Source organism: Bacteroides sp. L10-4 (genome assembly GCF_013373675.1).
Classification (GTDB): domain Bacteria; phylum Bacteroidota; class Bacteroidia; order Bacteroidales; family Bacteroidaceae; genus Bacteroides; species Bacteroides muris.
Map to the genome: position 1 here is coordinate 1 of NZ_JABXJH010000081.1, position 11680 is coordinate 11680.

The 11680-nt window shown below is 45.4% G+C and carries 9 protein-coding genes, 1 other RNA gene and 4 pseudogenes; 6 read left to right on the top strand and 8 right to left on the bottom strand.

The window, feature by feature from the left end; all coding sequences use genetic code 11:
• Window positions 1-127 (top strand): annotated as a pseudogene (locus tag HU824_RS17820) (IS4 family transposase); the annotation flags it as partial.
• Window positions 128-387: 260 nt separating this feature from the next.
• Here HU824_RS17820 and HU824_RS17825 read toward each other — a convergent pair.
• Both HU824_RS17825 and HU824_RS17830 read right to left on the bottom strand, forming a co-directional pair.
• The gene (locus tag HU824_RS17825; RefSeq protein ID WP_176469576.1) at window positions 388-1008 is read right to left on the bottom strand and encodes a CatA-like O-acetyltransferase, family 2; all 621 of its coding nucleotides are present in this window, start codon (window positions 1006-1008) and stop codon (window positions 388-390) included.
• Window positions 1009-1088: 80 nt separating this feature from the next.
• Window positions 1089-1910 carry a helix-turn-helix domain-containing protein gene (locus HU824_RS17830; RefSeq protein WP_176469577.1) on the bottom strand — a complete coding sequence of 274 codons (822 nt, stop codon included), beginning with the start codon at window positions 1908-1910 and terminating at the stop codon, window positions 1089-1091.
• Window positions 1911-2057: 147 nt separating this feature from the next.
• Here HU824_RS17830 and HU824_RS19900 point away from each other — a divergent pair.
• Window positions 2058-2168 (top strand): annotated as a pseudogene (locus HU824_RS19900) (transposase); the annotation flags it as partial.
• A gap of 227 nt (window positions 2169-2395) precedes the next feature.
• Here the strand turns inward: HU824_RS19900 and HU824_RS17840 are convergent.
• The 4 genes and pseudogenes from HU824_RS17840 to HU824_RS19905 all read right to left on the bottom strand — a co-directional run.
• On the bottom strand, window positions 2396-3034 hold the full coding sequence (locus HU824_RS17840; RefSeq protein ID WP_136010640.1) for a DedA family protein: 639 nt from the start codon (window positions 3032-3034) through the stop codon (window positions 2396-2398).
• A 28-nt stretch (window positions 3035-3062) separates the two neighbouring features.
• On the bottom strand, window positions 3063-4475 hold the full coding sequence (locus tag HU824_RS17845; protein WP_136010641.1) for a tetratricopeptide repeat protein: 1413 nt from the start codon (window positions 4473-4475) through the stop codon (window positions 3063-3065).
• 4 nt (window positions 4476-4479) lie between these two features.
• On the bottom strand, window positions 4480-6219 hold the full coding sequence (locus HU824_RS17850) for a glutamine--tRNA ligase/YqeY domain fusion protein (protein ID WP_136010642.1): 1740 nt from the start codon (window positions 6217-6219) through the stop codon (window positions 4480-4482).
• Window positions 6220-6293: 74 nt separating this feature from the next.
• Window positions 6294-6438 (bottom strand): annotated as a pseudogene (locus HU824_RS19905) (phosphate ABC transporter substrate-binding protein); the annotation flags it as partial.
• Between the two features lie 69 nt (window positions 6439-6507).
• On the opposite strand from HU824_RS19905, the pseudogene HU824_RS17860 reads away from it, so the two are divergent.
• The 3 genes and pseudogenes from HU824_RS17860 to HU824_RS17870 form a co-directional block, all read left to right on the top strand.
• A pseudogene (locus tag HU824_RS17860) lies at window positions 6508-6819 on the top strand (PhoU domain-containing protein); the annotation flags it as partial.
• A gap of 350 nt (window positions 6820-7169) precedes the next feature.
• Window positions 7170-7772: a riboflavin synthase gene (locus tag HU824_RS17865; protein WP_176469578.1), complete on the top strand. Its 603-nt coding sequence runs from the start codon at window positions 7170-7172 to the stop codon at window positions 7770-7772.
• A 12-nt stretch (window positions 7773-7784) separates the two neighbouring features.
• Entirely contained in the window at window positions 7785-8324 is a 540-nt protein-coding gene (locus tag HU824_RS17870) for a nitroreductase family protein (RefSeq protein ID WP_176469579.1), read from the top strand.
• 80 nt (window positions 8325-8404) lie between these two features.
• On the opposite strand, the gene HU824_RS17875 is transcribed toward HU824_RS17870, so the two are convergent.
• Window positions 8405-9724 (bottom strand): YihY/virulence factor BrkB family protein, encoded by a 1320-nt coding sequence (locus HU824_RS17875; protein WP_136010645.1) that lies wholly within the window; start codon window positions 9722-9724, stop codon window positions 8405-8407.
• A 32-nt stretch (window positions 9725-9756) separates the two neighbouring features.
• Window positions 9757-10150: RNase P RNA component class A (gene rnpB / locus HU824_RS17880), an RNA gene on the bottom strand.
• A 201-nt stretch (window positions 10151-10351) separates the two neighbouring features.
• Between rnpB and HU824_RS17885 the strand changes: the two genes are divergently transcribed.
• The gene (locus HU824_RS17885; RefSeq protein ID WP_176469580.1) at window positions 10352-11554 is read left to right on the top strand and encodes an NlpC/P60 family protein; all 1203 of its coding nucleotides are present in this window, start codon (window positions 10352-10354) and stop codon (window positions 11552-11554) included.
• Window positions 11555-11680: the final 126 nt, after the last annotated feature.

Genomic DNA, 11680 nt, shown 5'->3' on the forward strand with positions numbered 1-11680 from the left:
GATTCTGAAACATGGAAGAAAGGCAAAGTCGCTTGTCAAATATGGATTGGAAGAGATTTCGACCATACTTATGCGTCCGACTTATACCCCAAAATTCGATGTTTTCAAATTTTTGTCATGTACTTAAGTATAATTCATTTGTTCAAACCAATATGATACAATACATCCTGCCGCTTTAAGCAGCACGACAATCTTATAGATTTATAATAAGGGATAATGACAAAACAATAACAGGCAAACTTAAAACATAAGCCTGTCTATTGCTGAATAGCAATAATTGGAAGTGCTATTCGTTGAGCGTAGCTATATGCACAACTGCCATTTCATATTGTTGAACAACTATTTATTTTTCTGTTAGTTCTGCAAAGATAGCGTTTTTCCCTGAACTTATATTCTCAATTTATCAATTTCTTTCTGAACCCCATCTAAAAATCGGGAAGCGTGCGCCCCGTCCATTTGCGTGTGGTGGAACTGGAAAGAAATGGTGAGCGTCGTTTTCAGCAGGCGGCGTTTGTATTTGCCCCAAATAAGAAACGGATTATTAAAAATGCCGCTATACATCCCGACAGCCCCGTCTATTTCATATTGTGCCAAGGCGGAAGTTCCGATAACCATGCTTTCCGTCAAGTCGTGATTGACGCAACTTTCAGCCACTTGTTTGGTAAGTCGCAGATAGTGTTGATTAAACACAGATAAATCATCGCAGAAAGGAATATCACACGAACTTACCTCGTCCTTTCTGTTAGCGACAATGGTGTTTACTGCAATGGTATCGTACTGCATCAGTTTACCGCCAACGGGCAACATATAAAATTCTTTCACGTTTCTTGCGGCTTTGCCGATGCACCAGCACATCAACATATTAAACTTCATGCCCGATTTCCGGCTGATTTTCACAAGGCGTGACACGTTGAGTGTCTTAAAGAACGTCACCATTGGCATAGGTGCGTTCATCCACATTTCAAAGGCGTATGCCCGGCTGGTTTCTTGGGGATTTACTTCTTTCATACTTAATGCTATTTTCATTTAATGAATCAGGCGGCAAAAGTAGGAGAAGCGTTTGACCCCGGATAGAATAAACGGGACATTTATACGGGATTGGTGAACAAATCGGAATATGGATTTGATACTTTCAGCAAAGACACGGGCGTATATCCGCAGAATTTCTTGAACTCCCGGATAAAGTGCGACTGGTCGGCATAGCCGCTGGCGTATGCTATTTGTGCCTGATTGATTTCTTTGCCCGCTTGATGCTGCATCTGCGCCAAAGCCTTTTGGAAGCGGACGATACGGGTATATTCTTTGGGATTGATGCCTACAAATGAATGAAACAACCGCTCGAACTGTTTTTTACTTAGGCAGGCAATGGAAGATAATTCGTTTACAGAGATTTGCGGAGTGATATACATTCGCTGTATGGCGGCATCTATCCTTTCCATTCTGTATGTGGTATCAGCTAAATTATCGGCAATTTGTGACACCAGCCATTTTTCTATATAGCTTATGCAAATAGAATTATTCTCACAGTCGAATATTCGTGTAGCCAGTTCATTCAAACTTTTGTTTTCAATATCATAGCCTGAAACTTCCCGGTTGTAAAAAAGGGATGTCGGTATGTTCAGAAACATACTCATAGCGTGAGGGTGGAATACAACCACTATCATTTCTATATTTCCGTCTGCATATAGGTGTGACGAGAAATTAACTTGTCCGCTGACAGTCAGTTTGTCTTGTGTAACATTCAGTTCAGGGATATATAACGGTGCTTGTTTATGGAAAATGATTTGAGGGCAACCGATAGGAAAAGTCAGGGTATTCAAAAAATGGTTACTTTTGAATACCCAATAATATCTCACGTAAGGTTGCAATAGCTTACATGGCTTGTAAAATTTGAACTTCTCTTGAATCATTTTACAAAGGTAAAAGTTTTAATCGACACTGTCCAAAATTTTGTGTAAATCGAGAATACGGGATCCAGAAATGAGTCTCATATTTTCTTTATTATTAATTTTGTGAAAACATAAAATTATGTCAGAACGTAACAAAGTTATTCCCCAGTCGCAGGCAACAATAGCGGTAATTCCCGTAATGGGAAGTATCCGAAGAAGATTCAAACGGAACATGGAGAATCCGTCATATCCATTCCTCGTGACCGTAATGGTGAGTTTGAGCCGATACAGCGCCCAAACATGAAAGCCGTGGACTTTCTATAGAAAAGCTTGTTATTTCCTTATGCGCAAAGGAATGAGCGTTTCCGATATAGAGGAAGAGATGCGTGAGATTTATGAAATAGAACTTTCGACTTCAGCCGATTGGATTTGGAATGAACAATGAAAAAGCGTTGGACGGAATTATCATGCTGTCCAACGCTTTTTTATATCACGTCGTTTCATTTTTACTTCTTCTTCATGCCTTTATAGATGAAGAATGCCACGATGAGTACGCTGATGCCGATAAATACATAGCCTATCTCATGGCTGTATTCCGTTACTTTGGCAAGCAGTTGGTCTTCGTTTTCAATGCCGGGTACTGTGGACAGGTAATATCCGATGAAAGCCAGAATGGAATTCCACAGGCCTGCACCCAGAGTGGTGTACAGTAAAAAAGTTCCTTGCTTCATACGTGCCAGACCGGCAGGGATGGAGATTAACTGGCGCACAGCAGGTATCAGACGTCCGACAAACGTCGATATGGCTCCATGTTTGTCGAAGTATTCTTCCGCATGTTGCACTTTGGCTTCGTCAATGAGGCACATGTGTCCGAAACGGCTGTTGGCAAATTTGTAAATGATGGGGCGCCCCAGCCATTTTGCCATATAGTAGTTTATCAAAGCTCCGATATTTGCCCCTATGGTTGCAAACACCACCACCAGATATATATTCATGTTGTCATTGTTGGCGGCTTTCCAAGCGGCAGGAGGAACTACAACTTCCGAGGGAAAGGGGATAAACGAACTTTCAATGGCCATCAATAAAGTGATGGTCCAGTAATTGAGGTGGTCAAGACACCATTGGATAAAGGCTACTGATTCCATTTGCTAGATTAGTGGTATATAATTACTGTTATTGTAATGCGTTGAAAATATTCTTCATCACTAGGGCCAGCTCTTCTTGGTTATCTTCTTGTAGTATCTGCTGTAATCTATTCAGCTCTTCCAGTTTGAACGGATGTTCGCACAGCTGGTTGTACTTCATGAAATTCTCCTTGTCTTTGAGTAGCATATACAGAGAGGTCAGCCTTTCGTTGATACCTTCAAAATCCGGCTCCATCTCTTTGACATGCTCAAAGGCCAGCTTGGCATAGCTCAGTTGCCCTATCTCCATACTGCACATACCTATTTCGTGCCAAGTATCTGCATAGGGGGCATACTCTAAGGCTTGGGTCCATTTTTTCACACCTTTCTCATATTCTCCTTCTTCCATGTAGATGCGTCCCTCAATCAGGTACGAATCTATCTCTTCGGGTGCCAGATTGTATGCTTTTTTACAATATTGGTGGGCTTTGCGCTTTTTCCCCATCTTGTGCAGGCATAGGGCCGCATTGGCATAAAGAGAGGGCAAGGCGAGGTCATAACTGTCTTCGGCCGTTATGGCTTTTTCCAGATAGTCGTATCCTTCTTCCCATTCTCCTTTGGAGGCTTTGTTCAGACCGATGAAGGTGTTGATGAAACTGCGGGAAACGAGATGGAACTTCTCGGCTTGTAGGTAGTTCTCCATGGCACTTTCTTCATTTCCCAATTGAAAGAAGGAATGTCCTTTCATCAGGTAGGCGTCGGCAAACTCATCATCGGCCACCGTAGCATAGTCGCATGCTTCGATAGCTTTGTCGAACATCTGTTGGTCAAAGTAGCAACGGGCCAGTCCAAACCAGTAAGGAGCTGAATAAGGGTTCTTGTCAATCAGCTTATTGAAGATGAAGGTGGCTTTTTCGAACAGTCCTTGAGCATAGTAACAATCGCCGGTGACGGCAAGATAGGCTTCTTCTTCGGCATATTTTTTAAGTCCGCGCGTCAGCCATGTCAATGCTTTTTCCGGGAATCCCATGTCGATGTACATATAGGATATGTCGACGATATTGGCTAAGTCGTCCTTATCATCTATGCTGTCAAGTATCGCTTCCGCTTCTTCTTCTTTGCCTTCGTCTAACAGTAGGTTGGCTTTCAGCACTTTCACCTCGGAAGATTCTTCGGCAATCCGTTCTACTATACCTTTAGCTTGCTCTTTGTGCTGGGTATCCAGAAATAGGTATGCCTGTTCCACCATCAGGGCGGTATTATCCGGATGTATTGCCAAGCCATACTCTACGATTTCGGTAGCCATGGCATATTTATGATGCATGGCATACCAGTCTGCGAGGTCGGCTAAGTCGTCTGCGTCCAGATAGATGGTTTTGTTCTCTGCTTTAGCGGCTTCATATTGTTCTGCCATTTCTTGCAGTTCTTTGTCTCTTCCGGACAGCAGGTTCTTGTTACTCATATTCTTATTTATTGATTTTACCCCAAACGTCTTTCAGACCCACAGTACGGTTGAATACCATTTTTTCTGGTGTAGAATCCTTGTCAACATTAAAATAACCGATACGTTGGAACTGCAGGTAGGAGAGAGGCTGCATACCGGCAGCATATTTCTCGATGTAGCAGCAGGGCAGTACATTTAAAGAGTCGGGGTTGATTATCTCTTTCATGGCTGTCAGTGCATCGCAGTTCTTCTCTTCGCGGATGGCGGCAAGTCCGTCGCGCGGGTTTTCTACTTTCCACAGCCGGTCGTAAAGGCGTACTTCCGCTTCGAGGCAGTGGGCGCAACTTACCCAGTGGATGGTACCTTTCACCTTACGGTTGGCTCCGGGCAGACCGCTCTTGGTATCGGGGTCGTATTCGCAATATACCTCGGTGACTTCGCCGGCTTCGTTTTTCTTGCAACTGGTGCACTTCACGATGTATGCGTTCTTCAGACGTACTTCTTGTCCCGGTGTCATGCGGAAGTATTTCTTCGGAGCATTTTCCATGAAGTCATCGCGTTCCATCCAAAGCTCGCGGCTAAACTCGATGAAGTGGTTTCCTTCTTCGGGATGTTCGGGGTTGTTTACAGCTTCCATCTCTTCCACTTGCCCTTCGGGATAGTTGGTGATGATAAGCTTCACCGGATTCAGTACGGCGGATACGCGGGTGGCGCGGTCGTTCAAATCCTCGCGCACGGCGCTTTCCAGTAGGGCGAATTCATTGAGCGCGTCGTAGGTGGTATATCCGATTTTGTCGATGAATTTATGGATGGACTCCGGAGAGTAACCGCGGCGGCGGAAACCGCAGATGGTCGGCATACGGGGGTCGTCCCAACCATTTACCAAGCCTTCCTTGACCAGAGTCAACAGGTTGCGCTTGCTCATCAGTGTATAGCTGAGATTCAGCTTATTGAATTCATACTGATGAGGGCGGTTGTCGTCGAGGTCTTTGCCTTCCTTCACCCAGTCCACGAAGAGGTCGTAGAGCGGACGGTGGGGTACAAACTCCAATGTGCAGAGAGAGTGTGTCACACCTTCGAAGAAGTCGCTTTGTCCGTGGGCGAAGTCGTACATTGGATAAGCTTTCCAAGTAGTACCCGTGCGATGGTGCGGATGCTTCACTACACGGTAGATGATGGGGTCGCGGAAGTGCATGTTGGGGCTTGCCATGTCTATTTTGGCACGGAGCACCATGGCACCTTCTTCAATCTCACCGCTGTTCATCTTCTGGAACAAGTCCAGTGTTTCTTCGATGGGACGGTTACGGTAGGGACTTTCCACGCCGGGCTGGGTGGGAGTTCCTTTTTGGGCGGCAATCTGCTCGGAAGTCTGTTCGTCGATGTATGCCTTTCCCTCTTTGATGAGGCGGATAGCGAAGTCCCACAATTGCTGGAAATAGTCGGAAGCGTAATATTCATTACCCCATTTGTAGCCCAGCCATTGGATGTCTTCTTTGATGGCTTCTACGTATTCCACATCTTCTTTGGTGGGATTGGTGTCATCGAAACGTAGGTTGCAGACGCCACCGTGTGCGGCGGCAATACCGAAATCAAGGCAGATGGCCTTGGCATGTCCGATGTGGAGGTAACCGTTAGGTTCGGGCGGGAAGCGTGTCTGTACTTTCCCACCGTTTTTGCCCTCTTTCAAATCGTTTTCTACTATTTGCTCAATGAAGTTCAAGCTCTTTTTTTCGCTTGTCTCTTCGCTCTTTATTTCTGCCATAATGTTACTATTTTCGTATCGTGGGGACAAAGATAGGGTAAAAAAATGAAGAATGAAGAATGAAGAATGAAGATTTATTCTTTATGTACTGGGATATATCCACTCTCTTTGATGATTTTCTGTCCTGCGGCAGGCAAGACGAAATCGAGCAGGGGGATAATCGAGGCGTTTTTCCGGTAATGATAATAGGTATGACAGGCGCACTATCGGATAAGTATTACAACATGCAGCAAGCTGCGCGTGTCAGTGACATTCTACATGGGTGATATGATGGAGTTTGGAGATACCGTGCTCTCCACGCTCGGACAAGCAAGGCAGGCGTTTCAGAAGGAGAGTCCAGAACTGGCTACCGCCGTGTCTGCAAGGACAATATGCTGGACGAAATCAATGTTGATGCCACTGCCGTTCTTGCCGATTGCATCAGCCGGCATCAGGAGAGTACACTCTTTTGTCTGAACCTGGTGAGTGTGTTCCGCAAGTTGGAACGTTCCGATGACCATAATCACGAGTATCGCCGAAAAAATAGTGGTATTTATCGACAAGAAGGTGTTAAAACATGGCAGACGGACAGATAAACACTACTTAAATGATAAGAAATAAACAAAATTTTAGGATAATTTCAGTGTTTCATGGAAAATAGCCTTATATTTGTCCATTGAAAACGATTGCAGGTGTAGAAAAATGCTTTGAAATGATAATAAACTTAAATGATTTCTCAAAAAGATGTTATAAGACATGTTTTTTAATTTGGTTAGTATTACGAAAAGCGCCTATATTTGCGTCGTTATCCTGAAAACAATCTTTTTACCTTAAAAAAAACTAATACCTATTGAAAACTGAAAAAGGAGGCTTTGTGAAAAGCTTCCTTTTTTTGTACCTATACGAAGGGCTTTTTGTATCTTTGCGCATATTAATAATAAATCGTGTATAACCTAAAAGTATATAGAACCATGTTTTCCGGAATAGTAGAAGAATGTGCCACATTGGTGGCGATGGTCAAAGACCAGGAGAATGTACATTTTACTTTCAAATGTTCATTCGTCAGTGAATTAAAAATAGACCAGAGTGTGTCTCACAACGGTGTTTGCCTTACAGTAGTCAGCCTGACGGATGATACCTATACCGTGACGGCCATGAAGGAAACGCTGGACCGTTCCAATCTTGGCTTGTTGCAGGTAGGAGATGAAGTGAATGTGGAGCGCAGTATGATGATGAATGGTCGACTGGATGGCCATATCGTTCAGGGGCATGTGGACCAGACTGCCACTTGCATTGATATAAAGGATGCTGAAGGAAGCTATTACTTTACTTTCCGGTATACTTTTGACAAAGAAATGGCAAAGCGCGGCTACATCACGGTAGACAAAGGTTCGGTAACGGTCAACGGCGTCAGCCTGACTGTGTGCAACCCCACCGACGATACTTTTCAGGTGGCCATTATTCCTTACACCTTCGAGCATACCAATTTTCATGCTTTCAAAGTGGGCAGTGTGGTGAATCTGGAGTTTGATATCATCGGTAAGTACATCAGCCGCATGATACAATATAAATAAGGTGGCGGCGCTATGGACGATTTCCTGCAATTAGCGGCATCCCGTCAGAGTGACCGTGCCTATGATATGACTCGTACCGTGGAGCCTGAGAAGCTGGAACGGATATTGGCAGCGGCTTGTCTGGCTCCATCTGCCTGCAATGCACAGCCGTGGAAGTTCGTGGTGGTTATGGAGCCGGAGCTGTCTGCCAGGGTGGGCAAGGCGGCTGCCGGACTGGGGATGAATAAGTTTGCCAAGAATGCTCCCGTCCATATTCTGGTGGTGGAGGAGTCCATGAATATCACTTCCTTTCTGGGTGCAAAAATCAAGGGTAAGTATTTTCCATTGATTGATATTGGTATCGCTGCCGCACATATCACGTTGGCGGCAGAAAATGAAGGGCTGGGTTCCTGCATTTTAGGCTGGTTTGACGAGAAGGAGATAAAAAAAATTGTCGGAATCCCGGCTGGTAAACGCCTTTTGCTCGATATTACGATTGGCTATCCGTTGAAAGAAAAACGGAAGAAGTCGCGGAAGCCGAAAGAGAAGACAATATCTTATAATAAGTATTAGCATTGGCTGAAGAACACAGAGGTGCAGAGATTAAACTAATGGACGAGAAGAAATCTCTGTGTCTTCGTGTTTGAGCCAAGCTACAAATCCTTCAGCAGCACCTTGCTTGCATTCTTGTAGTATTCTTCCCGTGCCTTCAGCAATGCTCCCCATTGGCTGTTGAATTCATTTTCCTTGTCAATCTTGAAATCTTCTGAGCCGTGTGTGTCCAGCCTATCCAGTAAGAGGGCCACATTCATCTTGTTGATGTCCATGGAAGGCTGGTAGGCGATGTCTTCACTCTTTTCATCTGTCGCCACTTCATGCAGGAGGTTGATTTCCTGCAATTCATACAGGGTCTCGTGTGTCAGCCGGATAGGAATCTGGCACTCTTCTGATATCTCTTCGGCCGTATAGGGCTGAGCGTCTTGTTCAAAGCGCTTGGCTATGAGGGACATTATCAGGATGGAGATAAAGTCGCGGTAGCGCCGGCTGATGTTGCGTGCATCCTTGTCGAAACTGAAGTTCCGGATATTCTGTCCAGCGTAGGTCAGTTCGGCACCAAATAGGCAGATGGTCCAGGACACCTGCAGCCATAGCAGAAACATCGGAAGGGCAGCGAAACTACCATAGATGGCATTGTAACGGGAAACCCACAACTGGCTGCTGATGTAGAGGAACTGGAATGCCTGGTGTGCCGTACCTGCCAAAATACCGGATATGAGTGCGTGTTTCAGTTTGACCTTTGTATTCGGCATAAAGACGTATAGCGCTGTAAACATGAACCAGGTCAGTACGAAGGGGATGAGACGCACCATAAACTTGCCGACGGGAGCCAGCAGGGTAAAGTCTTCGAGGTTCTTCACCATTGTGCTCATGAAGATGGAAAGACCACCGGAAACCACCAGCAGAATGGGCATCAGCAGAAGCATGGAGAAGTAATCCGTTATTTTACGGTACATGCTGCGCGCCTTTTTCACCTGCCAGATGCGGTTGAAGGTGATTTCCATATTGTTGATTAGATTCAGGACTGTCCACAGCAACATAATCAGACCCACTCCGATGAATATTCCGCTCTTGGTCTGAGACAAATATGAATTCACAAATTGCAGGATGACTTCCGTGGTTTCCGTAGGACCGCTGAAACCGTTGACAATCTGGCTTTCCATCAGATTATCGAATCCGAAACCGCGAGCTATGGCAAACAAGATGGCAAGAATAGGCACAATGGCCAGCAGCGTACTGTAAGTCAGCGCCGAGGCTTTGTTCACTATCCGGTCTTTGGTGAAACGGTTGATGCAAAGATAAATCGTCTTGATGATATTGTATACGGAAAAAGTCGTTCGCGTAACTTCATCTTCTGTAATACGCCAGATGTCGTAGGTGAGGAATTTCCAAAGGGCAGCAATACGCTTGTTCATGCTATTGTCTCGATTATCCATTGTCAGTAAAAAAAAGCAGTCGGTCTGTAAGCCGGGTTCTGTTCTTCTGTTCCTGAAGAAGCCTAATCATCCATTCTTCATTAAAGAAGTGTCTGTCATTTATCTGAGCCGCATGTCGCCATACAGGCTTTAGCGGTCTACCCTCCGACATGGAGCGAGCAACTCTCATAACGCCGGTTTACATGACCTTACAACTCCCAAGACGTACAGCCCTTGTGTCGCCACAAGACTGGTAGGCTCTTACCCCACCTTCTCACCCTTACCGCAGCCCAAGGGGCGACGGCGGTTATTTTCTTCTACGTTACTCTACCCTCACGGACAGCTTTCTGTTAGGAAGTGGGATGCTCTGTGTTGCCCGGACTTTCCTCATACGCACGGGGCGCAAGCGACAGACCGACCAACTGCTTTATAGGGTACAAAGATAATGAATATTAATGAAGAATGAAGAATGAAAGATGAAGAATTTGTTGTGCAGTGTGCGAATGCAGTGTGGATGAACCCTTCATTCTTTATTCTTTACCCTTAATAATATTAAAAACATGTATCTATTTCGGAATAAATTCGTAGCTTTGCTATTATTAATAACCCCCCAAATCCTTTTGGCCAATGAAAAAGTTTCTCTCTTTTTTTTCTTTGTTTCTGTTAATCCCGCTTTTTGCTGTCGCTTCGAAAGTAGGAGACCGTACAATCCCTGCAGAAGTGGCGCAATTCTCTGACAGTTTGAAACAGAAGTTTGCACCGGATAAGCGCGTGGCTTTGTTTGATGTGGATTACTCTTTCTCAGGAAAGAATGTGATGTTGCGTGGTGTCACCACTTCGGCAGAGGCAAAGAAGGCTTTGCTGGATGGTTTGGAAAAGAAGGGATATGCGGTGATGGATTGTCTGCAAGTGCTTCCGGATGAGGCCGGGCTTGAAGGCAAGACGTATGGCATTGTCAATGTGTCTGTGTGCAATCTTCGGGTGCATCCGGATTTCTCTTCGGAAATGATGACGCAAGGTTTGATGGGTATGCCGGTGCGGGTGTTGCAGCGCGACGGCTGGTATCGTATCCAGACACCAGACAGCTACATTGCATGGGTTCATCGAGTAGGCATACATCCCGTTACGCGGGAAGAGTTGGCCGTTTGGAATAGTGCGGAGAAAATTGTAGTGACTTCACATTACGGCTTTGTCTACTCGCAGCCTAGCCAGGCATCGCAGACCGTCTCTGATGTTGCTGCCGGAAACCGCCTGAAGTGGGAGGGGACAAAAGGCGCCTTTTATAAGGTGGCTTATCCCGATGGTCGCCAGGGATATATTTCCAAATCCATCTCCATGCCGGAGAAGAAATGGCGGGCCGCCTTGAAGCAGGACGCCTCCAGCATTATAGCTACGGCGCATAGCCTGATGGGCATCCCTTATCTTTGGGCTGGCACTTCTTCCAAAGGGGTGGATTGTAGCGGCTTCATGCGCACTGTTCTTTTCATGCACGACATCATCATTCCGCGGGATGCTTCCCAACAGGCATACGTGGGCGAGCATATCGATATCGCTCCTGATTTCAGTAACCTCCAGCCGGGCGATTTGATTTTCTTCGGACGCAAGGCGACACCGGAACGCAAGGAACGTGTGGTGCATGTCGGAATGTATATCGGTAACAAGCGCTTCATCCATTCGCAAGGCGATGTGCGTGTCAACAGTTTCAATCCCGATGACGAGCTGTTCGATGAATACAACCTCGGTCGACTGCTGTTCGCTACGCGCGTGTTACCTTATATAAATAAGGAGGCGTCACTCAATACAACTGCCACCAACCTATATTATAAATAATTTAAGTTTCGCAAGTTCAGCTTGCTAGTTTTAATTTGTAAATATCGCATATATGGTTCATCTCTTCCGACCTGTTAATCATCACATCATAGATATCCTCATCGGCCAAACCGAAGAGGTTTGCTA